The sequence below is a fragment of the Streptomyces sp. NPDC048361 genome, assembly GCF_040651795.1.
Classification (GTDB): Bacteria; Actinomycetota; Actinomycetes; order Streptomycetales; family Streptomycetaceae; genus Streptomyces.
Map to the genome: position 1 here is coordinate 1 of NZ_JBEZKW010000033.1, position 24,672 is coordinate 24,672.

21 protein-coding genes are annotated in these 24,672 nt (G+C 73.4%); 6 read left to right on the forward strand and 15 right to left on the reverse strand.

What is annotated here, in order from left to right:
• Positions 1-76: 76 nt before the first annotated feature.
• Positions 77-1,795 (reverse strand): sigma-70 family RNA polymerase sigma factor, encoded by a 1,719-nt coding sequence (locus AB0D31_RS19870; RefSeq protein ID WP_362724578.1) that lies wholly within the window; start codon positions 1,793-1,795, stop codon positions 77-79.
• A 300-nt stretch (positions 1,796-2,095) separates the two neighbouring features.
• On the opposite strand from AB0D31_RS19870, the gene AB0D31_RS19875 reads away from it, so the two are divergent.
• From AB0D31_RS19875 to AB0D31_RS19895, 5 genes are all read left to right on the forward strand, one after another.
• The gene (locus tag AB0D31_RS19875; RefSeq protein WP_362724581.1) at positions 2,096-3,358 is read left to right on the forward strand and encodes a Dyp-type peroxidase; all 1,263 of its coding nucleotides are present in this window, start codon (positions 2,096-2,098) and stop codon (positions 3,356-3,358) included.
• Positions 3,359-3,465: 107 nt separating this feature from the next.
• Entirely contained in the window at positions 3,466-4,617 is a 1,152-nt protein-coding gene (locus AB0D31_RS19880) for an FAD-dependent oxidoreductase (protein ID WP_362724584.1), read from the forward strand.
• A 13-nt stretch (positions 4,618-4,630) separates the two neighbouring features.
• Positions 4,631-4,945: a (2Fe-2S)-binding protein gene (locus AB0D31_RS19885; RefSeq protein WP_362724587.1), complete on the forward strand. Its 315-nt coding sequence runs from the start codon at positions 4,631-4,633 to the stop codon at positions 4,943-4,945.
• A 115-nt stretch (positions 4,946-5,060) separates the two neighbouring features.
• Entirely contained in the window at positions 5,061-6,521 is a 1,461-nt protein-coding gene (locus tag AB0D31_RS19890) for an NAD(P)/FAD-dependent oxidoreductase (protein WP_362724760.1), read from the forward strand.
• Between the two features lie 97 nt (positions 6,522-6,618).
• The gene (locus tag AB0D31_RS19895) at positions 6,619-7,311 is read left to right on the forward strand and encodes a GntR family transcriptional regulator (RefSeq protein WP_362724590.1); all 693 of its coding nucleotides are present in this window, start codon (positions 6,619-6,621) and stop codon (positions 7,309-7,311) included.
• Positions 7,312-7,393: 82 nt separating this feature from the next.
• Here AB0D31_RS19895 and AB0D31_RS19900 read toward each other — a convergent pair whose 3' ends face one another.
• The 3 genes from AB0D31_RS19900 to AB0D31_RS19910 all read right to left on the reverse strand — a co-directional run bounded on the left by AB0D31_RS19900 (position 7,394) and on the right by AB0D31_RS19910 (position 8,776).
• Entirely contained in the window at positions 7,394-7,726 is a 333-nt protein-coding gene (locus AB0D31_RS19900; RefSeq protein ID WP_362724593.1) for a MerR family transcriptional regulator, read from the reverse strand.
• 167 nt (positions 7,727-7,893) lie between these two features.
• On the reverse strand, positions 7,894-8,202 hold the full coding sequence (locus tag AB0D31_RS19905) for an SCO5918 family protein (RefSeq protein ID WP_362724596.1): 309 nt from the start codon (positions 8,200-8,202) through the stop codon (positions 7,894-7,896).
• 370 nt (positions 8,203-8,572) lie between these two features.
• Positions 8,573-8,776 (reverse strand): cold-shock protein, encoded by a 204-nt coding sequence (locus tag AB0D31_RS19910; protein ID WP_267058905.1) that lies wholly within the window; start codon positions 8,774-8,776, stop codon positions 8,573-8,575.
• Between the two features lie 330 nt (positions 8,777-9,106).
• Here AB0D31_RS19910 and AB0D31_RS19915 point away from each other — a divergent pair, with 330 nt between their 5' ends.
• The gene (locus AB0D31_RS19915; RefSeq protein WP_362724599.1) at positions 9,107-12,265 is read left to right on the forward strand and encodes a BTAD domain-containing putative transcriptional regulator; all 3,159 of its coding nucleotides are present in this window, start codon (positions 9,107-9,109) and stop codon (positions 12,263-12,265) included.
• Here the strand turns inward: AB0D31_RS19915 and AB0D31_RS19920 are convergent.
• From AB0D31_RS19920 to AB0D31_RS19970, 11 genes are all read right to left on the reverse strand, one after another.
• Positions 12,243-13,037 (reverse strand): ABC transporter permease, encoded by a 795-nt coding sequence (locus AB0D31_RS19920; RefSeq protein ID WP_362724602.1) that lies wholly within the window; start codon positions 13,035-13,037, stop codon positions 12,243-12,245. The two genes, AB0D31_RS19915 and AB0D31_RS19920, sit on opposite strands and share 23 nt — an antisense overlap.
• Positions 13,034-14,029 carry an ATP-binding cassette domain-containing protein gene (locus AB0D31_RS19925; protein ID WP_362724605.1) on the reverse strand — a complete coding sequence of 332 codons (996 nt, stop codon included), beginning with the start codon at positions 14,027-14,029 and terminating at the stop codon, positions 13,034-13,036. Before AB0D31_RS19925 ends, AB0D31_RS19920 begins: the two co-directional genes overlap by 4 nt.
• A 395-nt stretch (positions 14,030-14,424) precedes the next feature.
• Positions 14,425-14,841: a TOBE domain-containing protein gene (locus AB0D31_RS19930; protein WP_362724608.1), complete on the reverse strand. Its 417-nt coding sequence runs from the start codon at positions 14,839-14,841 to the stop codon at positions 14,425-14,427.
• A 161-nt stretch (positions 14,842-15,002) separates the two neighbouring features.
• Complete coding sequence (menC, locus tag AB0D31_RS19935; RefSeq protein WP_362724763.1) at positions 15,003-16,106, reverse strand: o-succinylbenzoate synthase; 1,104 nt, start codon at positions 16,104-16,106, stop codon at positions 15,003-15,005.
• 5 nt (positions 16,107-16,111) lie between these two features.
• A complete protein-coding gene (locus AB0D31_RS19940; RefSeq protein ID WP_362724766.1) occupies positions 16,112-16,939 on the reverse strand; it encodes a GNAT family N-acetyltransferase in 828 nt (275 codons plus the stop codon).
• 8 nt (positions 16,940-16,947) lie between these two features.
• Complete coding sequence (locus tag AB0D31_RS19945; RefSeq protein WP_362724769.1) at positions 16,948-18,030, reverse strand: M20 family metallopeptidase; 1,083 nt, start codon at positions 18,028-18,030, stop codon at positions 16,948-16,950.
• 240 nt (positions 18,031-18,270) lie between these two features.
• Positions 18,271-19,374, reverse strand: a complete 1,104-nt coding sequence (locus AB0D31_RS19950) for a membrane dipeptidase (protein ID WP_362724611.1) — start codon at positions 19,372-19,374, stop codon at positions 18,271-18,273.
• 74 nt (positions 19,375-19,448) lie between these two features.
• On the reverse strand, positions 19,449-20,141 hold the full coding sequence (locus AB0D31_RS19955) for an ATP-binding cassette domain-containing protein (protein WP_362724614.1): 693 nt from the start codon (positions 20,139-20,141) through the stop codon (positions 19,449-19,451).
• Positions 20,141-21,955, reverse strand: coding sequence for a dipeptide/oligopeptide/nickel ABC transporter permease/ATP-binding protein (locus AB0D31_RS19960; protein WP_362724617.1), 1,815 nt, complete (start codon positions 21,953-21,955; stop codon positions 20,141-20,143). The genes AB0D31_RS19955 and AB0D31_RS19960 overlap by 1 nt, the downstream gene beginning before the upstream one ends.
• Entirely contained in the window at positions 21,955-23,037 is a 1,083-nt protein-coding gene (locus AB0D31_RS19965; RefSeq protein WP_362724620.1) for an ABC transporter permease, read from the reverse strand. The genes AB0D31_RS19960 and AB0D31_RS19965 overlap by 1 nt, the downstream gene beginning before the upstream one ends.
• A complete protein-coding gene (locus tag AB0D31_RS19970; protein WP_362724623.1) occupies positions 23,034-24,608 on the reverse strand; it encodes an ABC transporter substrate-binding protein in 1,575 nt (524 codons plus the stop codon). The genes AB0D31_RS19965 and AB0D31_RS19970 overlap by 4 nt, the downstream gene beginning before the upstream one ends.
• Positions 24,609-24,672: the final 64 nt, after the last annotated feature.

The window sequence follows — 24,672 nt, forward strand, 5'->3', positions numbered from 1 at the left end:
CCGCCCCTCCCCGACCCTCCCCCGCCCCCGCTTCGACCCGGGCCCGCCCCCGTTCCCATACCGCCGCCCCCGCCCGCTAGCCGCGGGTCCCGAAGTCCTGCGTCCACCACGGGCCGCCCGACCCGTAGTGCACGCCTATCCCGATCTCCTTGAACCCGCAGTTCAGGATGTTTGCGCGGTGGCCGGGGCTGTTCATCCAGGAGTCCATGACGGCGGCCGCGTCGGCCTGGCCCCGCGCGATGTTCTCGCCGTACGCGCTCCACTGGTACCCCGCGGCCGTGATGCGCTCGCCGGGGCCCGCGCCACTCGGGTCGGTGTGGTCGAAGAAGTTCTGCGCCGCCATGTTCTCGGAGTGCTTGAGCGCGGCGTCGTACAGCTTGGAATTGCTGGTGAGCGCCGAACAACCCGCCTTGCTGCGCTCGGAGTTGACCAGATCGAGCACCTGCTGCACCGCGGCCGGTGTACCGGTGTCGGCGGCGCTCGGCGTCGCACGCTTCGTGCTCGGCGCGGGCTTCGGCGGGGCCGGCCGCGGCGACGGCTTGGCGGGCGCCGCCGAATGCTTCGACGGGCGGGGCGCCGGTGAACTGCTGTGCGTCTGAGGCGACTTGGAGGCCGAAGGGGTCGGCGGCAGGGGCTGGGTGCCGATGCCGTCGGCGGCCGCGTCGGTGGTGGTGGCGGGGGCGTCCGCGACGGAACGGGACGCGTCGTCACCGGAGTCCGTCACGAAGTGGTACGCCCCGCCGAGCGCGGTGACGATCGCCAGGGCGGCGATGACGGCACCGGCCCTGCGCCGCCGCCGTGCCCGCTGATCGCGCAGGTCGCGCCGGGATGCGGGGGCCCGCCGCCGGCCCGCGGCGTGCGCGCGGTGGGAGGCCCTGGGCGCGTCCGGGACGGGCTGGGCGCCGGGCTCGGTGCCGGCCTGGGCGAGGGGCTGCGTGGTCGCGTGCGCGGCGCTTTGGAAATCCGGGTTCTGCGGGCCGGGATGGTGTGGCCCGGGGCGCTGCCCGTGGAGCGCGGCGAGCAGACCGGCGGTGGTCGCGGCGACCGGGACGAGGGCGAGCCCGACGAGCAGGCCCTCCGCGGGTATGAGCCCGCTCCAGTGCCCGGCGCAGGCTCCGCAGGTGCGGGCGTGCCGGGCTATGCGCTTGCGCCACAGGGCGGACGGCACACCGTCCCAGGCGAGCGTGAGCCCGGACAGCTCGCCGCAGCGCCGGGTCCCGGCGAGCGCGCGCACCACGACCCGGGCGGTCTCCAGCTGGCCCTTCATGCGCTGGACGCGCACGGCCGCGTGCTCGGCCGACAGGTCGAGCGCGGAGGCGACCTCGCCGCGGGTGAGGACACCGGCCGCCTCCAGCCACCACAGCGACAGCAGGGCCCGGTCGTCGGTCTCCAGCCAGCGGGTGGCCTCGGTGACCTCCTTGCGCTGCCCGGACAGACCGAGCCGCACGATGGTGAGGTCGACGAAGTCCGCGCCGGGGTCGGCGACGTCGTAGGCGTCCTGGAGCCCGCCGTCGACGGGGGCGCGGCGGTGGCCCTGCCAGTAGCGGCGCACCTCGTTCATGGTCACGGCGACCAGCCACGAGCGGAACGCCGCGGGGTCGCGCAGCGAGCCGAGCCCGTCGAGCATCCGCAGCAGGCTCTCCTGCACGACGTCGTCGACGTCGGCGTGCCCGTTCAGTGCCCGGCCGACGATGTTGTAGACGAGCGGCAGATACCCGGCGACGAGCTCGTCCCGCGCCCGCTGGTCCCCGCTTCGGGCCGCGACGACCACCGCGGCTTCCTGTTCACTGATCACGCCTCGTCCACTCTCCCGGAGCACCGAACCCAACCGACCCGACACAGTGGAGACCTTCGACAAGTGGTCGGATAACAGAAAACGGATAACAGATATCGGCCGCCTTCCGTCAGACGCTGCATGCTGCCAGCCATGGGGGAGGTAACACGTGACAGGTGACGAAGCCCATATCCGTGCCCGCCGGACGGGGCACACGGGACGCCACCGGATCGGGCGGTGCGCAGCGGACCGGCGCGGCGGTCCCCCGGGTGTATCGTGCCGAGCACTTCTCTCATGAAATGTACCGTTTTGTACGACCACTTGAGTGACCCCGACCCCGACGCCGACTTCTGCTCCGGCTCCGGCTCCCGCTCCGGCTCCGACTTCGGCTCCCGCTCCGGGTTCCGGCGCCGTGCGCTCCTCGCCGGCCTCCCCGTGGCGTTCGCGCTGAGCGGGTGCGATGCCGCCGTGCCCCGCCTCCCGCGCGGGGAGCGGCCCGTCGAAGGCCCCCCGCCCGGCCCGGTGCGACAGGCCGGGGTGGTCGATCCCCCGCAGCGGCACCTGCTCTTCGTCTCCTACGACCTCACCCCGGGCACCCGGGGTGCGCCGGGCCGGGACGCGGTACGCAGGCTGCTCGCGCGGTGGAGCGAGCTGCTCGCCGGGACGGCTCCGGGACCCACCGCCACGGTGGGCATCGGGCCCGCGCTCCCGCGGCGCATCGGCACCGGGGCGCCCGAGGCGCTGCGGGAGCTGCCCGCGCCCGCGGGGGAGCACCTCGACGCGGGGCTCGGGGGCGGCGAGATCGGCGTACAGATCTGCGCGCGCGATCCCCAGAGCTGTGAGCGGCTGGCCGGGCTGCTCGCGGCCGCCGGGGCCGGTGTGCTGCGACCGCGGTGGCGCCAGAGCGCGTTCCTGCCGCCGGCGCGGGCCGGTGGTGGTGCCGGTGCCGGTGGCGGGGCGGGATCCGGTGCCGGGTCCGGGTCCGGGTCGGGGCCCGGGTCGGGGCTGTTGGCGCCGCTGCGGGACGGGGAGATCCCGCGCGACCTCCTCGGGTTCAGGCACGGCACCGCGAACCCCACGGCGGCGGAGAGCGACCGCTGGGTCTGGCTCTCGGACCGGGGGCCCTACGCCGACGGTACGTTTCTGGTCGTGCGGCGGGTGCGGCTGCGCGTGGAGGAGTTCGGACGGCTGCCCGTCGCCCGGCAGGAACAGATCATCGGGCGGCGCAAGCGGGGTGGCGAACCGCTCGGCGGGGGCCGCGAACACGACCCCGCCGACGTGAACGCCCGTACGGCGGACGGTGGTTACGTCCTGCCTGCCGACGCCCACGTTCGCCTCGCCGACCCGCGGCTCGACGGAGGTGCGCGGATGATGCGGCGCGCCTACTCCTACGAGAACAGCGCCGCCGACCGAGGGCTGTTCCTCCTGGCGTACATGAAGGATCCGGCGCTCTTCGTACGGGTGCGGCAGCGGCTCGCCGCCGGGGACGCGCTCAATCCCTATGCGGAGCAGTACGGTTCGGCGCTCTTCTACGTGCTGCCGGGGGCGAGGGCGGGGCGCCCGCTCGGCAGCACGGTCCTCTGAACACGTCCGGTCGGGCACGTGCGCACCCCGTCGGGCAGGTGCCCGCACTCCGGTCGGGCACACCCCTTGGCAGGGCTAGTGCCATGTGAAATATTACTGACGTGCCCATGAGATCCATGAGAAACACCACGGACGTCATCGTGGTGGGCGCAGGGGTCGTGGGGGCCGCCTGCGCCTACTACGCGACCCGTGCCGGTCTGCGGGTCACCGTGCTCGACCGGGGCCCGGTGGCCGGCGGAACCACGGGGTCGGGGGAGGGAAACCTCCTGGTCTCCGACAAGGAGCCCGGCCCCGAGCTCGAACTCGCCCTGCTCTCCACCCAGTTGTGGCAGGAGCTTGCCGAGCTGCTCCCGTCGCGGATCGAGTACGAACCCAAAGGCGGTCTCGTCGTCGCCCGTGACGAGACGGGGATGACCGCGCTGCGGGAGTTCGCGGCGGGCCAGACCAAGGCGGGCGTCACCACGCACGAGGTCGCGGGCGACCGGCTGCACGACCTGGAGCCGCATCTGGCGCCGGGCCTCGCAGGGGGCTTCCACTATCCACAGGATGCCCAGGTCATGCCCGCCCTCGCCGCCGCCCATCTGCTGCGCGCCTCCGGCGCCGAGGTCCGGCTCGGCCAGGAGGTCACCGCGCTGCTCACCGGCCCCGGCGGCGCGGTGACCGGGGTGCGGACCTCCCGCGAGGTGCTGTACGCACCGAACGTGGTGAACGCGGCCGGCACCTGGGGCGGTCAACTGGCCCGCCTGGCAGGCACGTTGCTCCCCGTGCTGCCACGCCGTGGCTTCGTCCTCGTGACCGAGCCGCTGCCGCGCCTGGTACGGCACAAGGTGTACGCGGCGGACTACGTCGCCGACGTGGCCAGCGACTCCGCCGCGCTCCAGACCTCCCCCGTGGTCGAGGGCACCCCGGCCGGCCCCGTCCTCATCGGGGCGAGCCGCGAGCGGGTCGGCTTCGACCGCACCCTGTCCGTCGACGCGGTGAGCCGCCTCGCGGCCGGTGCGAGCGCGCTCTTCCCGGTCCTGGCCGGGGTACGGGTGCTGCGTACGTACGCGGGCTTCCGGCCCTATCTGCCGGACCACCTCCCGGCGATCGGGCCCGATCCGCACGTGCCGGGCCTGTCGCACGCGTGCGGGCACGAGGGGGCCGGGATCGGGCTCGCCCCCGCGACGGGATGGCTCGTCGCGGAGAGCCTGTTCGGCGCCCAACTCCCGTCGTACGCGGGCGCCTTCGACCCGGGGCGGTTCGATGAGACGCGATGAGAGGAGACCCGCGGTGCGCCGAAGCCCGAGGGAGCTGGCCGGGGCGCGCCCCGGGCCGGAGTTCGAGATCACGGTCGACGGGCGCGCGGTGTCCGTGCTGCCCGGCCAGTCCGTCGCGGCCGCGCTGTGGAGCGCGGGCATCCTGGCCTGGCGCACCACGCGCGTCGGGGGCCGGCCCCGGGGGGCGTTCTGCGGGATCGGCCAGTGCTACGACTGCCTCGCGACGGTGAATGGCGTGCCCAATCGGCGGGCCTGCCTGGTGCCCGCGGCGCCCGGCGACGCGATCACCACGCAGGAGGGGGAGGGGCGTGCGGGACGTGGTGTCTGAGGGGGACAGGGGCTCCGCGGAGCCGGGATCCGCCGATACGGATTCCCTCGATACGGATTCCCTCGATACGGGTTCCGCCGATACGGGTTCCGCCGATCCGGGGGCGTACGACCTCGTGGTGGTCGGAGGCGGACCCGCCGGCCTGGCGGGAGCCGCAACCGGAGCAGAACTTGGCCTGCGCGTAGCCCTGTTGGACCTCTCCGAGCAAATCGGGGGCCAGTTCTACCGGCAGCCCGCCGTCGGCCTCGGGGCCCGGCGCCCCGAGGCGCTGCACCACGACTGGGACGCCTTCGTCGAGCTGCGCGAGCGGCTGACGGCGAACGGGAGCGGGGTCGCGCACCTCGCGCGCCATCACGTCTGGGCGATCGAGCGCCACGGCGACACCGAGTGGACCGTGCACGCCGTCACCGGTGCCGACGGCGACGGTGAGCGGCCCGTACGGGTGCGGGCGCGCGCCGTGCTGCTCGCGACCGGCGCGTGCGAACGCCAACTGCCCTTCCCTGGGTGGACGTTGCCCGGTGTGCTCGGGGCCGGCGGCGCGCAGGCCATGCTCAAGGCGGGGCTCGTGCTGCCCGGCAAGCGGATCGTCGTCGCGGGAAGCGGGCCGCTGCTGCTGGCCGTCGCCTCCTCGCTCGTCACCGCCGGCGCCGCCGTCCCCGCGGTGATCGAGGCGGCCGGCTACCTCGGCTATGCCCGCAGACCCGGCGCGCTCGCCGCCAACCCGCACAAGCTCGCCGAGGCCGCGGTGCACGGCGCGGCACTGCTACGCCACCGGGTGGCGCTGCGCACCCGCAGCGCGGTGACCGCGGTGCACGGCGCCACGCGCGTCGAGGCGGTCACCGTCACCCGGCTCGACCCGCGCTGGCGTCCGGTACCGGGCACGGAACGCGAGATCGCCTGTGACGCGCTGGCCGTCGGGCACGGCCTGGTCCCGGCGATCGATCTGGCCACCACCCTCGGCTGCGCCACCCGGCCCACCCCCGACGGCGCCCTCGCGCTCGCCCTCGACCGGCGCCAGGAGACGTCGGTACGGGGGCTGTGGGCGGCGGGTGAGCCCGGCGGTGTCGGGGGTGCGCAACTGGCGCGCGCGGAAGGCGAGTTGGCGGCCATGGCGATAGCGGCCCGACTCGGGCGCTATCCCGGACCCGGCACGCGTGTACGGCAGTTGAGGAATCGCCGGGCCCGTCTGCGCGCCTTCGCCGAGACGATGGCGGCCGCGCACGCGCCCGGACGCGGCTGGCTGGACTGGCTCCGCGACGACACCGAGGTGTGCCGCTGCGAGGAGGTGAGCGCGGGCGGGATCCGAGAGGCCGTCGAGGAGTACGGCGCCCGCGACGCCCGCACGGTGAAGCTGTTCACCCGGGCCGGCATGGGGTGGTGCCAGGGGCGGACGTGCGGCACGGCGGTGTCCTGCCTTGCCGGCGGCGCCGAACCGCCCGCGCAACGACGCCCGTTGGCGGTTCCCGTCCCGCTCGGGGTGCTGGCCTCCTTGGCTGCTCCGGCCACGCCGGACGGTCCGGAAGGGCCGGCGGGGGGAGGGGAGGCGGGGGGTGACGGCTCCGGTACGGGCGCGTAACCGTACGCGTCCGTGAGCCGCAACCGTACACAGCGCGGCCGCCTGAAAAGCAACGTGACATTGTACTCTGGTGCTCCGCTCGGTACGGAGGAACAGCATGGGGCACCTGAAGCAGAGCAAGGTCATCACCACCACCGAGCGACTGCGCGACCAGGTGGCCCACGCCCTGCGCGCGGCGCTGATCTCCGGCGAACTGCGCCCCGGCCAGGTCTACTCGGCACCCGGCCTCGCCGAAGACTTCGGCATCTCCGCGACCCCCGTACGCGAGGCCATGCTCGACCTCGCGCGGGAGGGGCTGGTGGAGCCCGTACGCAACAAGGGGTTCCGGGTCACCGAGGTCAACGAGCGCGACCTCGATCAGTACACCGAGATCCGGGCGCTGATCGAGGTCCCCATGATCGGCCGGATCACCCGCAGCGCGAACCGCGCCGACCTGGAGGCACTGCGGCCGGTCGCCGAGGAGATCGTGCGCGCCGCCCGCGACCACGACCTCATCGGGTATCTGGAGGCCGACCGCCGGTTCCATCTGTCGCTGCTCGCCCTGTCCGGGAACGAGCGTCTGGTGGAGACGGTGGGTGACCTGCGCAAGCGCTCACGTCTGTACGGTCTGACCGCGCTCGACCAGCGCGACGAGCTGATCCCCTCTGCCGAGGAGCACATCGAGCTGCTCGACCTCATGCTCGCGGGGGAGGCCAGGGCCGCCGAGAAGTGCATGACGCGTCACCTTGGGCATGTCCGCTCGCTGTGGGCCAGAAGCGAGGCGGCGTCCCCCACCCCAGCAACCCCCTAGGGGGTGTCTGACGGGCCGAGGTTGCCCATACGGGCCGGCACCGAGCACCTGAGGGGCGCGGGGAGCTGCCCGAGACGCGGGGTCAGGGCGCGGGGTCCGGGTTTGACGCTGCGCGGTACTCCGCGTTGAGCCGCTGCGCCTCCTCCAGCTGATCCTCAAGGATCACGATGCGGCAGGCCGCCTCGACCGGCGTGCCCTGGTCGACGAGCTCCCGGGCCCGCGCGGCGATCCGCAACTGGTAGCGGGAGTACCGCCGATGTCCCCCCTCCGACCGCAGCGGCGTGATGAGCCGCGCATCGCCGAGCGCCCGCAGGAACGCCGGGCTCGCGCCGATGAGTTCGGCGGCCCGACCCATCGTGTAGGCGGGGTAGTCGTCGTCGTCCAGCCGGCCGGGCAGGGGGCTATCCGCTGTCATGTCACCTCTTTGTGCAACGCGTCGAAAGGCCCGGACACCGCACGGCACCGCGCACCGAGACCCCGGGGAATTCAACACCATCGGACGGGCACGGCTGCGCGGCGCATGGCGAAGGGCCCCGCCGGTGTGTCGGCGGGGCCCGGACAGCGGTGCGGTGCGGGAGCGCGTTACGCCAGCGCGGACACGCCGAGCAGCGCGGACGCCGTTTCGAGCGGGGTCAGCGCACGCGCCGGCTCCGGCTCGGGCAGGGCCTGGCAGGTGAACCCGAGGCGGGTCATGGCCCGGGTCACTTCCTGCGCGCTGAAGTCGCGGCGGTCCTGGCGTGTGACGACCTCGCCCACCTGCTTCACCGGGTAGTGGCGGCGGCCGATGAGGACGGACTCACCCACGATGGGCTCGGGCTTGATGCCCTTCATGGAGGCCACCACCCCACTCTTGGTGAGATCGAACGGGAAGCGGGCGATGACGCAGCGCATGATGCCTCACAGAGAGCAGAAGGAATGGAATTCCCGGGGAAAAAGGGGGGTGCGGGGAAAGTCTGGGGAATGCGGGCGGGCCTGTGCGGCGTACCTCATTGGCCATAAGGATATGGGTAATGCAATGCGTGAGGGGCGGCGTGGATGCTGCTGGGGCGAGTACGGTCCGGCCCCTGCACGCCTGCCTTCCCCTGCGCGCCTGCCTTCCCTGCACGCCTGCCTTCGCGTTCCGCGGAGCGTGAACCGCTGCTCGCGGCGCGGCGCGGCGCCCGGATTGCGCGGCCATCGCCCGCTCCCGCAGGGCCGGAAATGCGACGAGCCGGGGCTCGCACCCCAAGGTGCGGGCCCCGGCTCGCAAGTGCGCGTCGCGTCAGGCGGGAACGATGTTCTCGGCCGTCGGGCCCTTCTGGCCCTGCGCGATGTCGAAGTTCACCTTCTGGCCTTCCAGAAGCTCACGGAAGCCCTGGGCGGCGATGTTCGAGTAGTGGGCGAACACGTCCGGGCCGCCACCCTCCTGCTCGATGAAGCCGAAGCCCTTTTCTGCGTTGAACCACTTCACGGTACCGGCAGCCATGTCAATCTCCTTCGGGGCATTTCCCGGAACCCACACCGTGCGGGCTCCGCGTCACTGCGATGATTACCCCGCCCGGAGAATAAATGCCCGGGACATACAAAAGAGCACCCGTCGGCACTGGGGCCGACACGGTTGCCCGAAGTTTTGGGAACCACAACTGCAACTGATATCGACCTTAGCACGGTCTCTCGTGAGGGCGCGGTAAGCAATTCCTTTCCGCCGGTCGCGTAAGAAATCCTTACGGGGCGTCGCGTCGATTTCTCTCACGGCGGAGACAGATATCTCCGACCGTCCGGGTCCGCGGGGCGCTGCGCTGACTACGCTGCACGGGTGACCACCGAGTTGACCTTGCTGACGCGTGTCGCCTACCGGGGCCGGGAAGTGACCGCGCCGCGCCTGCGCGGCCTCCTCGCGCTGCTCGCCGACGATCTGCGGGCCGGATGCAGTACCGGACGGCTCGTCGAGGGGCTGTGGACCGAGGAGTTGCCGGAGCGGCCCGGCAAGGCGGTCCAGGTGCTGGTGTCGCGGGTGCGGGCGCAGCTCGGCGCCGAGGTCATCGTCAGCACCCCGGCCGGCTATCGCCTCGCGCTCGCCGACGAGCAGGTCGACAGCTCCGCGCTGCTGTTGCACGCGGCGGCGAGCGAGGCGCGGGCCGCGGCCGGTGAGCACGAGGCGGCGCTCGCCGCGGCGGAGGCCGGGCTCGCCCTGTGGGACGGGGTCGTGGACAGCGCCGCGGGCGAGGATCTGCACGACCCGGTCGCCGCGCTGCGCCTGGCGCGCTCCGGGGCGCACGCCGCCCTGGAGCGGTCGCGGGCGCTCGCGCTGGCCCGGGTCGGCCGGCGTGCCGACGCGCTGCGCCCGCTGGTCCGCCTCGCCCGCGAGGTGCCGCGCGACGAGGAGGTACTCGCGGAGCTGCTGCGCTGCGAGGCCGCCACTACGGGGCCGGCCGCCGCGCTCACCCGCTTCGACACCTACCGGCGCGCCCTGCGCGACGAGCTGGGCGCCGACCCCGGTGGCGAACTCACCTCCGTACACCAGGAGTTGCTGCGCGGCGAGGCCCCACTGGTGCGCCACGGTGTGTTGCACGAACCCAACCCGCTGCTCGGCCGGGACACAGATGTCGCCGCTCTCACCCGGCTGTTGCGCACCGTGCGGGTCGCCACCGTCGTCGGGCCCGGCGGGCTCGGCAAGACCCGGCTCGCCCACGCCGTGGGCCGCGAGGCCGAGCAGCGGGTGGTGCACTTCGTGCCGCTGGCCGGTGTCACCGCAGACGACGACGTGGCCGCCGAGGTGGCCTCGGTGCTCGGCGCGAGCCCGGCGCGCGGCCTGGCCGGGCCCGCCGGGGTCACCGCGGGCATCGCCGGCGCGCTCGGCCCGGGCCCCGCGCTGCTCGTCCTGGACAACTGCGAGCACGTCATCCGCGGCGCCGCCGAACTCGTACGGGCCCTGGTGTCGCGCACCAAGGAGCTGCGGGTCCTCGCCACCAGCCGGGCGCCGCTCGGCCTCACCTCCGAGTCGGTGTACGCGCTGCCGGAGCTCGGTCTCGCCTCGAGCGTCGAACTGTTCCGCCAGCGGGCCCGGGCCGCGCGCCCGGACGCGGAGCTCGAAGAGCGGGCCGTCCACGAGCTGTGCCGTCAGCTCGACGGGCTGCCGCTCGCCGTGGAGCTGGCCGCGGCCCGCGTACGGGTGCTGTCGGTGCCCGAGATCGCGCGGCGCCTGGGCGACCGGTTCGCGTTGCTGCGCGGCGGGGGCCGCGACGTGCCGGAGCGCCACCGCACCCTGCGCGCCGTCGTCGAGTGGAGCTGGAACCTCCTCGAACCCGAGGCGCGGGCGGCGCTGCACGTCCTGTCGGTGTTCCCCGGCGGCTTCCGCGAGGAGGCGGCCGAGCACGTCCTCGGCGACGACGCGCTGTTCCTGCTCGAACAGCTCGCCGACCAGTCGCTGATCAAGGCGGCCGACACCCCGTCCGGGGTGCGGTTCCACATGCTGGAGACGGTCCGGGAGTTCAGCGCGGGCCGCCGCGCCGAGGCCGGGCAGGAGGAGGCCGTCGTCGACCGGTTCCTCGCCTGGGCGCGGGACTTCGGCCGGGCCCACCACGACGCCCTGTTCAGCCCCGAATCGCTGCGGTCCTGGGAACTGACCCGCGCCGAGCAGGACAACCTCTTCCTCGCGCTGCGCCACGCCGTCACCCGCGACGACGGCCCCACCCTGGCCGGCCTCACCGCGGCCCTCGCCTCGCTGTGGGCCACCGACTCCAACTACAGCCGGCTGACCGGGCTCGCCGCCGACACCGCCGGACCGCTCTCGCGCTTCCGGCCGGGCCCCGACGACATCGAGCCCGCCCGCAGCGCCGCCGTGGTGTGCACCCTCAGCCTGTTCATGGGCTACGGACCGCACGCGGTACGGCAGTTGGTGACCCTGCGCCGGCTGCCGGCCGCCGAACCGGACACCTTGGTGCGGGCCCTTGACGCGGTCCTGCGCGCCCTGCCCGAGGTGCACCCGCCGCACTACGAGCGGCTCCTGGAGCTCTGCGCATCGGACAAGCCGCTGCTCGCGGGCGTCGCCGAGTGCTTCGCCAGCTATGTGTGGGAGTACGAGCGTGACGTGGACCGCGCCCTCGCATCGGCCCGCCGGGGCCTCACCGCCCTGACCGGCCTGGGCAATCCGGCCACCGAGATGCTCGGCCACGGCCGCATCGGCGAGCTGTGCCTGCAGACCGAGCGGGGCGAGGAGGCGTACCGGCATCTGATGGCGGCGCTGGCCGTCCTGGAGCGGACCGGGGACTGGGCGGACGCGGCCGGCTGGTACGACGCGGCCGGGGTGCGCTGGGCCCTGGTTCTGGCCTGTCTGCAGCGCGGCGAGATCGACGAGGCGGAGCACTGGCTGGAGCTGGCCGCGCTCGAACAGCCGCCGGAGCCGGCCCAGGTGTTCAGCGCCGAGCTCGGCTCGCGTGCGGAGATCGCGCTGCTGCGGGGCCTGACCGAGGTCGGGCTCGGGCTGTGGCGCAAGGCGGTGGCGCAGCTGCGTGAGGCCGACGTGCTCTACCCGGACGACCCGTTCGTGGGGACGTGGTCGATGCAGATCCTGTCGACGGCCGTCGCCGCGCACGCCCGGCATGGACGCCTTGAGCTGGTGGCGGACGTTGCTGCCGAACTGCGCGCCAGAGCACAGGAGTTGCTGTCCCGCGCACCGGAGGAGGGCAGCCCCGCCGAGCTTCCGGTGTCCGGCACGATGCTGCTCGGCCTCGGCCTCGCCGAGCTGGCCGGGGGTGAGCGTTCGGGCGTACGGCTGCTCGCGCTCGCGGAGCGGATGCGGGTGCACCGGGACTTCCCGACGATGTCCGCGGCGCGGGCCCGGCAGTCCGCCGAGGACGCCGACGGGGCGGCGTACGCCGACGCGGTGTCGGAGTACGCCGCCCTGGGGCGGAACGAGTTGGAGGGGGCCGCGGCGCTGGTGCTGAGCGGCATCAGCGCTGCGGGTCGCGGTTGAACTTGGCCTTCGACCAGAAGTAGCCGAGGACGGTGAGGCCGGCGGCCCAGCCGATGGCGAGCCAGCCGTTGGCGCCGATCTCCGTGCCGAGCAGCAGCCCGCGCAGGGTCTCGATGGCCGGGGTGAACGGCTGGTACTGGGCGATCGGCTGGAACCAGCCCGGCATGGAGTGCAGCGGCACGAACGCGCTGGACAGCAGCGGCAGCAGGATCAGCGGCATCGCGTTGTTGCTGGCGGCCTCCGCGTTCGGGCTGATCAGACCCATGCCGACGGCGATCCAGGTGAGCGAGAGGGCGAAGAGCACGAGCAGTCCGAACGCCGCGAACCATTCGACGACGGTGGCGTCGGTGGAGCGGAAGCCGATGGCCACGCCGACCGCGCCGACGAGGACCACGCTCAGGATCGACTGGAGGACGCTGCCGATGACATGGCCGATGATCACCGAGCCGCGGTGGATCGCCATGGTGCGGAAGCGGGCGACGATGCCCTCGGTCATGTCGTTGGAGACGGAGATCGCGGTGCCGACCACGGTGGAGCCGATGGTCATGAGCAGCACGCCCGGCACGATGTAGGCGATGTACTTGGCCCGGTCGGGGCCGCCCGTCCCGATGCCCATGCTCATCGCGTTGCCGAAGATGTAGACGAAGAGCAGCAGCAGCATGATCGGCGTGAGCAGCAGGTTCAGGGTGAGCGAGGGGTAGCGCCGGGCGTGCAGCAGGTTGCGGCGCAGCATGGTCGAGGAGTCACGCAGGGCGAGGGAGAGGGAACTCATCGGACGGTCTCCTTCTGGGTGCCGGCGACGGCCGGGGCGGTGGTGGCGGCGTCGGTGAGGGGGTGGGCGGTGAGGGCGAAGAAGACGTCGTCGAGGTCGGGGGTGTGCACGGTCAGCTCGTCGGCCTCGATGCCGGCGGCGTCCAGCCAGTCGAGGATGGCGCGCAGCTCGCGCTGGCTGCCGCCGCTGGGAATCTGCAGGGAGAGCGACTCGTCGTCGCGGGTCGCCTCGCGCAGCCCGGTCGCCGCGTTCTCGTACGCCTCCGGGTCGGTGAAGCGGAGCCGGACGTGGCCGCCGGGCACGAGCCGCTTCAGCTCGCTCGCGGTGCCCTGCGCGACGAGCCTGCCGTCGTTCAACACCGCGATGCGGTCGGCGAGTTCATCGGCCTCGTCGAGGTACTGCGTGGTGAGGAAGACGGTCACGCCGCCCGCGACGAGGCCGCGGATGATGTTCCACATGGTGTGCCGGCTGCGCGGGTCGAGGCCGGTGGTGGGCTCGTCGAGGAAGATGATCCGGGGGCTGCCGACGAGCGTCATCGCGATGTCGAGGCGCCGGCGCATGCCGCCGGAGTAGGTGGAGGCGGGCTTCTTGGCCGCCTCGGTGAGATCGAAGCGTTCGAGGAGCTCGGTGGCGATGCGGCGGCCCTCGCGCCGGGGCAGGTGGTGCAGGTCCGCCATGAGGAGCATGTTCTCCTCGCCGGTGATCAGGTTGTCGACCGCCGAGAACTGCCCGGTGACCCCGATCGCGGCGCGGACCGCCTGGGCGTCGGTGGCCAGGTCGTGCCCGGCGACCCTGAGCTCGCCGGCGTCGGCGTGGATCAGGGTGGAGAGGATCTGCACGGCGGTGGTCTTGCCGGCGCCGTTGGGTCCGAGGAGGGAGAAGACGGTGCCGGCCGGCACGTGCAGGTCGATGCCGTCGAGGACGGTCTTGTCGCCGTAGGCCTTGCGCAGCCCGGTGGCTGAGATCGCGAGTTCCGAGGTCGTTGTCGTCATGCCGCGAAGCGTGCGGCCAAGCGGATTCAACCGGGTTTCAGCCCGGTTTCACCCGGCCCTTGGCAGGGTGCCCGGCGTGGGCATCCTGAGCCAACCCGGTCTTCGTCCACGGATCGTGCCCGCGTCTCGCGCAGTTCCCCGCGCCCCTAGGTGGGTGGGTCTTGGCAGGGTGGCACGGCTCGGCATCCTCAGCCCGTCCGGCGATTGAGGACGAGCGCCTTTCGGGCGCGGACCGGGGTCTGGGGCGGAGCCCCAGGGGCCCCGGTCTTCGGCTGCGGATCGTGCGTGGCTGGTCGCGCAGTTCCCCGCGCCCCTGGCTACTCGGCGCCGCCCGGCATGCGCATAGCCGGCCCGTCCGGCGATTGAGGACGGGCGCCCTGCGGCGCCGGGGGGCGTCAGATCGCGAGGGAGATCTCCGTGGACTTGATCAGGGCGACGACGGACGTGCCGGCCGTCAGGGACAGGTCGGCCACCGCGTCCTTGGTGATCGCGGCCGTCAGCTCCCCGCCCTCGACGTCGACCTTCACCGAAGCCATCGCGCCGCCGGTGGCGACGTCGGCGACGGTGCCGGGGATCTGGTTGCGGATGGACAGGCCCTCGACCGGCCCGGTGGCCAGGGAGACCTCGGTCGACTTGATGAGGGTCTTGACCGCGGAGCCCTCGGCGAGACCCAGCTCCTTGACGGCCTCAAGGGTGATCGCCGCGGTGATCTCCTGGCCGCCGCCCAGGCGCACCTTGACGGTCGCCATGACCTCGCCCGCGGTGACGGAGGTGACGGTGCCGGCGATCTGGTTGCGGATGCTCAGGCTCATGAAAAAACGCCTCACGTAGATGGTTCCGGTTTGTCAGGCTTTGGCCTGCAACAGGGTCCACGCTAGCGGTACCGCACGAGCCCGTTCGGCGACGCGTCGCAGGTGCCACCCTCATGCGGCGACGGGGCTCGCAGCCGCCCGGTGTCCTACAGCCGCAAGGGTCACAGGGCGAGCCACTCCGTCGACGTGGTCACCTCCTTGAGGACGTCGGGGAGCGGCTCGACGCCCAGGCCCGGGCCGGTCGGCACGGTCAGGTGGCCGTCGGCCAGGACGAACGGCTCGGTGATGTCGGTGGCGAAGTAGCGGCGGGAGCCCGAGGTGTCGCCGGGCAGCGTGAACCCGGGCAGCGCGGCGAGCGCGACGTTGGCGGCGCGTCCGATGCCGGTCTCCAGCATGCCGCCGCACCAGACGGGGATGCCGTGGGCGCGGGCGAGGTCGTGGATGCGGCGGGCCTCCAGATAGCCGCCGACGCGGGCCGGCTTGATGTTGATGACGGAGCAGGAGCCCAGCGAGATGGCGGCCGCCGCGTGCGCGGCCGACTCGATGGACTCGTCCAGGCAGATCGGCGTACGCAGCAGCCGCGCGAGCTGGGCGTGCTGCACGAAGTCGTCGTTGGCCAACGGCTGTTCGACGAGAAGCAGACCGAAGTCGTCCAGCTTCGCCAGGTGTTGGGCGTCCACCAGGGTGTAGGCGGCGTTGGCGTCGACCTGGAGCAGCAGGTCGTCCCCGAAGCGCTCCCGCACCGCGCGGACGGGCTCGACGTCCCAGCCGGGCTCGATCTTCAGCTTGATCCGTACGTAGCCCTCGGCGACATAGCCCTCGACTGCGTCGAGGAGTTCGGGGATCGAGTCCATGATGCCCACCGACACACCGCACGGCACCCGGTCGCGGGCGGCGCCCAGATAGGAGCCGAACGAGTCGCCGGTGGCGCGGAGTTGGGCGTCGAGGACGGCGCTCTCCAGGGCCGACTTCGCCATGTGGTGCCCGGTGAAGGGTTCCAGCGCGCGGCCCACGGCGGCGGCGTCCACGCCGTTCTTGGGCAGCGCCGGGACGAGGAACGTGCGCAGCACGTCCTGGGCGCCGTCGACGTACTCCGAGCAGTAACGGGGCTCGGACATCGCGGCGCACTCGGCCCAGCCCTCGCCGTCCTCGGTGACGACGCGCACGAGCAGGACGTCGCGGCTCGTCTCGACGCCGAAGGAGGTACGGAACGGCGCGACGAGCGGCATCGCGATCCGGCGCAGTTCGACGCCGGAGATCTTCACTGTGGTCACGGGGTGCTCCTGGTGGGGGCGTGGGTGGTCGTCGCGGGGGTGGGCGCGGGCGCCGTGCGGGGGCGGCGGCGGAGCACATAGCTGCGCCGGTCGTGGAGGCCGAGGACGTGGGCGCCCTCGGCGAGCAGGTCGCCGAGGGTGGCGCGCACGGCATGCCGCCAGGCCTGCGCGGCTGCGGGGTCGGTGCGGCGCAGCGCCTCGACGTCGTCGGGCAGGTCGATGAGCACGAACTCGGCGTCGCAGGCTGCCGGTTCGGGGCGCCCCGCGCGGTCGCGGAGGGCGTGGGCGGCGCCGGCGGGCCGGGGGATGCCGGCGCCGCCGGGGGCGGGTGGCGGCGCGGTGAGGTCCCAGGCGGCGAGGACCCGGTCGGACTCGTCGCCGCCGTTGATGGCGTCGTCCATCGCACCGTAGAAGGAGCGCAGGTATTCCTCGGGGCGGGCGCCGAGTTTGGTGAGGTTGAAGTGGGCGTTGCGGCGGATCAGGGGGTCGTAGGTCCACGTGATCCGCTTCAGGCCGCGGAACAGGGCCCACTGCCGCTGGTGCAGCTTGAGGGCGAGGCCCGCGCCCCGGCCGGGCAGGGCGCCCGTGATGTGGGAGTGCAGGGTGGTGCCGAGGGGCTCGCCGAAGAACGCGACGGACGCCCCCACGAGCCGGCCGTCGTCGTAGGCGCCCGCCACATAGTTCCCGGCATGGGACAGCGCGCGCATGACCTCCGCGGACATCGGCCCCTGGTCCGGTGGCGTGCCCCAGATGCCGGCGTACAGCCGGTCGACGGCGTCGAACTCCGCCGTGCTGTGCAGTTCGCGTACCTCGGGCGTGTTCACAGGAGCGTTCACAGGAGCGCTCCGACCAGGTCGGCGAGGAGCTGGGTGCGGGGCACCATGGCGGCGGTCACCACGTGCTCGTGGTCGGCGTGGGCGCCGTCGCCGACCGCGCCGAGCCCGTCGAGGGTGGGGCACCCCGCGCCGGCGGTGTAGTTGCCGTCGGACGCGCCGCCGACCGCCGCCTCCCGGAGGGCGCCGAGCCCCGTGCGGCCGGCCACCTCGCAGGCGAGCGCGAACAGGTCGTGGGAGCTCTCGGCGTCCAGGGGCGGGCGGTTGGGCCCGCCGGCCACCTCGATGCGGGCGCCCGGGTGGCGGGGCGTGAGGGCGCGCATCAGCTCGTCGACCGTCCGCTGCGCCGCCGGAGTGGGGACGCGTACGTCGATGCTCAGTTCCGCGCGGGCCGGCACGGTGTTGGTGGTGGTGCCCGCCGACATGACGGTCGGGGTGATGGTGGTGCCCGGGCCCGTGCGGGCGGTGACGGTGTCGCTCATCTCCCCCAACGCGAGGAGCTGGTGGGCGAGTTCGGTGGCCGCGTTGATGCCCTTCTCGGGTTCGAGACCGGAGTGTGCGGCGCGCCCGTGGACGGTGAGCTCGTAGTGCGAGACACCCTTGCGGACGGTCTTGAGGGCGCCCCCCGTGGCCGACGCCTCCAGGACGAGCGCGGCGCGGCAGGCGCGCGCGGACTCCTCGATGAGCTCGCGCGAGGTGTCCGAGCCGACCTCCTCGTCACCGGTGACCAGGACACAGACGCCGTCGAGGGACGGCAGCAGGGTCAGCGCGTGGAACATCTGGACCAGACCCGCCTTCATGTCGAAGACGCCGGGCCCGCGGACCACGCCCTGGTCCACCGAAAAGGGGTGCGTGGTGAGAGTGCCCATCGGCCACACCGTGTCGTGGTGGCCGAGGAGCAGGACGCGCGGAGTGCCGAAGCTCCACCGCAAATGGGTCACGCCGTCACGCACCAGGGTTTCCGGCCGGGCGCCGAGCAGCCGGCCGCCGAGGTCGGCCACGACCTGGGCGCTGCGGGCCACGGCCGCGAGGTCGGCGGAGTAGGACTCGCACGTCACGAGGGTTTCGAGGTCGGCGAGCAGGGCGTCGAGGGACAGCGGCGCCGGACGGGATGCGGGGTCGGCCTGCACGGGGGGATCCTCCAGAGGTGGGATGGCCGCCACGCTAAGCAGGCCGCCGCAGGCGGAGTTGGTGCGCGCGGCACAACATCGGGAGCGAATTCGTAGCGCGGAACGAAGCGGAACGAAGGGGAATGAAGAGGAACGAAGGGGAATGAAGAGGAGCGAAGGGTCCGGGGCAGCGGGTCGCTGTCCGGGTACGGCTCAGGCGCGGCCGCCGGGACGGCCGGCGGTCGTCCCCGTGCCGGGCCCGCCGGGACGTCCGGCGGCCGTCCCGGCGCCGGGACGGCCCATGTGGCGGTCCATCACGCGCCGCAGGTTGCCGCCAAGCACCTTGAGGACATCGTCCTCGCCGAACCCGCGCCCCACCAGAGCGCCGGTGACCAGCGGCATGCCCGCCGGGCCCTCCAGGCCGGGGAAGGAGAAGAGGGGGTCCTCGTCGTCGAGGTTCTCGCAGCACGGCGGGGTGAGGTCGTCCATGATCTCCTGGACGAAGTCGGAGCCGAGCCCGACGTGGTCGATGCCGGTGACCGACGCGATGTGCTCGATGTGGTCGGCGATCCGCTCCACGTCCACCTTGTCCTGGGCATCGGTGAGGAAGTCCGGTACGAAGTTGACACAGACCACCCCGCCGGTCGCGGCAATGCCCCGCAGATGCTCGTCGGGCAGGTTGCGGTGGTGGTCGCGCAGCGCGCGGGCGCAGGAGTGCGTGGCGAGCAGCGGCCGCGTGGCGAGCTCCAGGACGTGATCGACGCCGCTCGCCCCCAGGTGGGAGAGGTCGAAGAGCATGCCGAGGCGTTCCATCTCCGCGAGCGCCGCCACGCCGGGGACGGTCAGGCGGGAGCCGGTGGCGTCCTCGCGGCTGCCGTCGGCGAGCGGGGTGCGGCCCCAGTGGGCGATCGAGGCGACCCGTACGCCCAGCCGGAACAGCGTCGAGAACAGCTCGACACTCGCGTCCACGCCGGGGGCGCTCTCCAGGGCGAGGACGAGAGCGATCCTGCCCTGCGCGAGCGCCGCGTCGATCTCGTCGCCGTCCCGGCACAGGGCGACCTGGTCGGCATTGCCCTCGGCCAGGACATGGGCGCACTCGATCATGCGCAGGGTCTGCCGGAGGGCGCCCTCGGGCCGGTACTGGTCGTCGATGAAGACGGGCAGCACCTGGATGTCGATGCCGCCGGCGCGCAGCTGGGGCAGCCAGCGCTCGCGGGAGAAACCGGCCCAGCGCCGGTGCGGCCGGGCGGCGACGGCCATGAGGAGGTCGTTGTGGGCATCGGCGACGACGGCACGGGTGTGCAGGTCCAGGGTCACGGATACGTCCTTTCGTGCGGGCGCGGGTGCGGGCGCGGGGTCATCAACACATCGGTGGAGCAGGCACGTTGGGGTCAGGCCCGGGTCAGGGAGGGGACCGCTTCGAGCAGGGTGCGGGTGTACGGGTGGCTCGGCGCGCCGATGACGTCCTCGACGGGGCCCGTCTCCACGAGGTGGCCGTGGCGCATGACGGCGACCTCGTCGCAGACGTACCGCACGACGGCGAGGTTGTGCGAGATGAACAGCATCGTCAGACCCAGCTCGGCGCGCAGCTCGCGGATCAGGTTGAGGACGGCGCCCTGCACCGAGACGTCGAGCGCGGAGGTGATCTCGTCGGCGATCAGGACGTCCGGTTCGGCGGCGAGTGCGCGGGCGATGGCGACGCGCTGACGCTGGCCGCCGGAGAGTTCGCGGGGGTAACGGCGGGCGTGCGCGGCGGGCAGCGAGACGAGTTCCAGCAGCCGGGCCACCTCCGCGTCGCGCCGGCCCCGGTCCACCCGGGAGCCCTCGGCGATGGCGTCGCCGATCCGCATACGGGGGTTGAGGGAGGAGTACGGGTCCTGGAACACCATCTGGACGCGGCCGCGCTCGACCCCCGTCACGGTCCCGCGGTACGGGGTGAGCCCGGCGACGGCGCGCGCCAGCGTCGACTTGCCCGAGCCGGACTCGCCCACAAGACCGGTGACCGTGCCCGGCGCGACATCGAGGCTCACGCCGTCCACGGCGGTGAACGCGCCGAACCGTACGGTGAGTTCGCTGATCCGCATCATGCCTCCCAGCACGCGACGTGGTGCCCGGCGGTACGGGCGGTGAGCGGCGGCGGCGCCGAGCAGCGGTCGCCCGCGAGGGTGCAGCGGTCGGCGAACGCGCAGCCTTCGCCGATGTCGGCGGGCGAGGGCTGGCGGCCGGGGATGGTGGCGAGCGGCAGGGCGCGGTCGGTGTCCATGTCGGGCAGCGAGCCGATGAGCGCCCGGGTGTAGGGGTGGCGGGCCCGGCGCAGGGCGTCGGCGGGGAGTTCCTCGACGACACGGCCCGCGTACATCACGGCGACGCGGTCGCACACGTCGCTGACGACGGCGATGTCGTGCGAGATGAACAGGGCCCCGGCGCCGGTGGAGTCGACGACCTCGCGCAGCACGCGCAGCACCTCGCGCTGCACGGTCACATCGAGGGCGGTGGTCGGCTCGTCGGCGATGATCAGGCGGGGTGTGCCCATGAGCCCCATGGCGATGACGGCGCGCTGGCGCATGCCACCGGACAACTCGTGCGGGTACTGGCGGACCACGGCGGCCGGGTCCTTGATGTGGACGCGCCCCAGGCGTTCCACGGCCCGCGCCCGCGCCTCGGCGGGGCTCGCGCCGTCGTGCAGCGTGGCCACCTCGGTGAGCTGGCCGCCGACGCGCAGCGCCGGGTTGAGGGAGGCCGTCGGGTCCTGGAAGACCATGGCGAGCGACGAGCCGAGCAGCGCGCGGCGCTCGGCGGGGCCGAGGGCGGTGAGTTCGGTGCCGCACAGGGCGGTGCGGGCGGCGGCGACGATTCCGGGGTAGGGCACGATCTGGCCGATGGCGGCGGCCGTCATGCTCTTGCCGCTGCCCGATTCACCGACCAGGCCCACGATCTCGCCGGTCCGCACGGTCAGCGACACCGCGCGCACCGGGGTGGTCCCGCCGGGGAAGGCCACGGTGAGGTCGCGTACGTCGAGCACGGCGTCCGGGTCGGGGGCGTCGCCGGCGGGCTCGACGACCGGGGTGACGGGAGCGCCGGCCGGCTGGTCGGCGCCGGCGGCGGCCTTGGCGAAGGCGTCGCCGAGCAGCATGAAGGCGAGCCCGGCCAGGGCCACCGCGAGGGCGGGGGCGACGACGACGGCGGGGGTGACGTAGACGTGCCCGAACGCTTCGTTGAGCAGCCGCCCCCAGTCGTACGACGGTGCCTGTACGCCCATGCCGAGGAACGACATCGCGGACAGGCCGAGAAGTGAACTTCCCATTGCCTGCGCGGTGTTGAGGATCAGCGGCTCGGCGATGTTGGGCAGCAGGTGCCGGGCCAGGACGCGGTGCGGCGGTACGCCCAGCATGCGGGCGGCGGCGATGTAGTCGGCGCCCGCGACGGACGCCGTCAGGGTGTGGGTGAGGCGGGCGAACGCCGGGGCGAGGGCCACCCCGATACCGAGGACCGCGCCGCGCGCGCCGAGCCCGGTCACCACGGCGGTGAACATGGCGAGGAGCAGCGCGGGAAAGGCGACGAGCAGGTCGACGGCGGCGACGACGAGCCGGCCGGTCCGGCGCGGCAGCAGCGAGGGCAGCGCGCCGAGCAGGACACCGCCGACCGTGCCGATGAGCGTGGCGAGGAACGCGAGGCCCAGGGTGAGGCGGGTGGCGACCAGGGTGCGGGCGAGCAGATCGCGGCCGAGCGCGTCGGTGCCTAGCCAGTGGGCGGCGCCCGCGCCCTGGTTGATCCGGTCGGGGTGGATGGCGGCGGCCTGCTCCCCGAGCAGCGGCGGCGCCACGACGGCGAGCACGATCAGGGCGGCGACCAGGACGGCGGCGGCCGGCCCGGCGGGATGTCTCATCAGGCGGCGCATCAGCCCTCCTGGCGGGTGGCGGCGGACGGAGCGGACGGAGCGGAGGAGCCCGAAGTGCCTGGTGTGACCGCGGACTTGGGGTCGAGGACGCCGAGGGCGAGGTCGACGAGGAAGTTGACGACCAGGACGAGCGCCCCGTATACGAGGATCATGGCCTGGGCGACGGGATAGTCCTTCTGCGTGATCGCCTCGACGGTCCGCTGGCCGAGGCCCGGCCACGCGAAGACGTTCTCGACGAGGACGCTGCCCGTGATCAGCCCGCCGAGCAGCAGGCCGCCCATGGTCAGGGTCGCGGTCAGCGTGTTGGGCAGCAGATGACGGGCGTACAGGCGCAGCGGCGGCAGGCGTTTGGCGTGCGCGAGGCGCATGTAGTCGGTGTCGAGTTCGCGCAGGGTCTCCACCCGGGCGAGCCGGGCGATCATCGCGGCGGGCGCGATCGCGAGGGCGGTGACCGGCAGCACGTAGGAGGCCGGCCCGGTGAGTCCGGCGGGCGGCAGCAGACCGAGCCCGAGGGCGAAGACGAGCAGCAGGGCCAGACCGTACAGGTACTCCGGGATGGCGACGGCGGCGCCGGTCAGCGTGGTGAACGCGGCCTCGGTGGCGGGCCCGCGCCCCCGGTGGGTGCGGACCGCGCCCCACATACCGAGGGGGATCGCCACGGCCAGCGCGACGAACGTGGCGAGCACCGCGAGGGAGAGCGTGTTGGGCAGCCCCTGCGCGACGATGTCACCGACCGGCTGCGAGGAGAAGAATGACGTGCCGAGGTCACCGGTGACCAACTGGTGTACGTAGTGCGCGAATTGAACGGGCAGGGAGGCATCGAGGCCCATCGCGGCGCGCCGCTGGTCGACGAGTTCCTTCGGCGCGGTCGGGCCGAGCATCTGCCGCAGCGGGTCGCCCGGGATGAGGTGGATCATCGCGAACGAGGCGACGACGAGCACCGCGAGACTGACCGCGAGGCGCAGCAGGTGCCGGGTGAGGACGAGCGGGGTGAGGCGGCGGGCGCGGCGCACACGCGGTGCCGGTTCGGTGCCGGATCGGGTGCCGGGTCGCGCGGCTGTCCCTTCGGCGCGTGGCGTCACGTCGTGGCTCCCGTCATATGGATCGACGTCGGGTCGAAGAGCCCGGCGGTGATGCGGAAGGTCGCGTCGTGCGCGCCGGTGGCCAGGGTCTTGTCGACGACGGGCACCAGGTCGCGGCTGTCGAGCAGGGCGCTCTCGGCGCGCGACCACGTGCCGCACCCGGTGGAGCCCGGCAGCTTGTCGGCCCGGGCGGTGAGGTCGTCGTACGCCTTGTTCGTCAGGTGCGCGAAGTTGCCGCCGTCGGGCGTGAAGGGCCCCGAGAGCGAGCCGGTGAGCTGGGTGGGCAGGGTGACGCCGAGCGGCGCCCAGTCCACGTCCCAGTCCTGGGTGACGGACTCGACCTCGCCGTACGCGGCGTCGGACAGGGCCCGCAGCTGGACGTCGGCGCCGGCCTTCTGCCACGCCTGCGCGAGGTACTCGGCGGCGGCCGCCATGGTCTCGCCGCCGGACGTGCCGTAGATCATCCGCAGGGTGAGCTTCCGCCCGTCCTTGCGGCGTACGCCGTCACCGGAGCGGTGCCAGCCGGCGGCGTCCAGCGCGGCCTCGGCGGCCCGGGGGTCGAAGGCGGGCAGGTGTCCGGTGACGGTGTCCTCGGGGCACGGCCGGGGCTGCATCACCAGACCGGTGGGCCGGCGTCCGGTGCCGCCGGTGGCGATGGCACCGAGGTCGGTGAGGTCGACCGCCTGGAGCAGCGCGGTACGGACCGCCGGGTCCTGCCCGGGGTGGCCGGCGCCCTGGTGGAAGAAGAACTCGTGGGTGCCGTTGGGCGCCACGGTGGTCCCGATGCCGGGCACATGGGTCACCCGGGAGCGGTCGGGGCCGGCGAACTGGGCGCCGTTGAGCTGGTGCGAGAGCAGCAGATTGGCGGCGGTCGCCTCGCTCCCCACGACCTTGAGGACGACCTGGCCGGGCGCGTCGGCGGGCAGGCCCGCACCGCCGGGACCCCACGCGTACCCCTCGCGGCGGGCGAAGGTGTAGCTCTGGCCGGGCCGCGCGGACGTCAGCTGGAACGGGCCGGAGCCGGAGGTGGCGCGGGCGAGCCGCGAGCGGTCCTTGAGGCCGGCGCCGCACACCACGAAGAGATAGCGCGTGGACTGGAGGATGAACGCGAACGGCTGCGGCGTCGAGAGGGTGACCGTGCCGGCGGCGTCGTCGGCCTTCGCGGTCAGGCCCTGCGGGACGACGACACCGAGCGCGGGTGACTTGGTGGCCGGATCGGTGAGGTGGGCGACGTTGGAGGCGACGGTGCGGGGGGTCACGGGGCTGCCGTCGGCGCAGGTGACGCCGGGGCGCAGGGTGAACGTGACCGAACTCGGGGCGACGTCCCACCGGTCGGCGAGGCCGGACACCACGCGGCCGTCGGGGCCGATGTTCACGAGGGTGTCGTACGCCAGTGACAGGGCCGTGTAGGTGGTGGTGTTCTGCACCTGGGCGGGGTCGAGCAGTCCGGGATCGCTTTTGATCGCGTAACTGAAGGTGTCGCCGCCGGCCGATCCGGCTCGGCCGGTACCGCAGCCGGCCGCCAGCAGCGACACCGCGAGACAGGCGGCGATCGCGTTGGCTTTCGTCATGGGGGGCATGAGGGCTCCTCGGGGCGGATGGGTGGCCTCACCCTGACGAGTCCTGGCCGAAATT

Bases quoted from the DNA above. Each gene is read 5' to 3' on its own strand.
- AB0D31_RS19905 (WP_362724596.1), bottom strand. From the start codon at position 8,202: ATGCGCTGCGTCATCGCCCGCTTCCCGTTCGATCTCACCAAGAGTGGG.
- AB0D31_RS19895 (WP_362724590.1), top strand. From the start codon at position 6,619: ATGGGGCACCTGAAGCAGAGCAAGGTCATCACCACCACCGAGCGACTG.
- AB0D31_RS19930 (WP_362724608.1), bottom strand. From the start codon at position 14,841: ATGAGCCTGAGCATCCGCAACCAGATCGCCGGCACCGTCACCTCCGTC.
- AB0D31_RS19910 (WP_267058905.1), bottom strand. From the start codon at position 8,776: ATGGCTGCCGGTACCGTGAAGTGGTTCAACGCAGAAAAGGGCTTCGGC.
- AB0D31_RS19955 (WP_362724614.1), bottom strand. From the start codon at position 20,141: ATGCGGATCAGCGAACTCACCGTACGGTTCGGCGCGTTCACCGCCGTG.
- AB0D31_RS19880 (WP_362724584.1), top strand. From the start codon at position 3,466: ATGAGATCCATGAGAAACACCACGGACGTCATCGTGGTGGGCGCAGGG.
- AB0D31_RS19920 (WP_362724602.1), bottom strand. From the start codon at position 13,037: ATGAGTTCCCTCTCCCTCGCCCTGCGTGACTCCTCGACCATGCTGCGC.
- AB0D31_RS19970 (WP_362724623.1), bottom strand. From the start codon at position 24,608: ATGACGAAAGCCAACGCGATCGCCGCCTGTCTCGCGGTGTCGCTGCTG.
- AB0D31_RS19960 (WP_362724617.1), bottom strand. From the start codon at position 21,955: ATGCGCCGCCTGATGAGACATCCCGCCGGGCCGGCCGCCGCCGTCCTG.
- AB0D31_RS19900 (WP_362724593.1), bottom strand. From the start codon at position 7,726: ATGACAGCGGATAGCCCCCTGCCCGGCCGGCTGGACGACGACGACTAC.
- AB0D31_RS19925 (WP_362724605.1), bottom strand. From the start codon at position 14,029: ATGACGACAACGACCTCGGAACTCGCGATCTCAGCCACCGGGCTGCGC.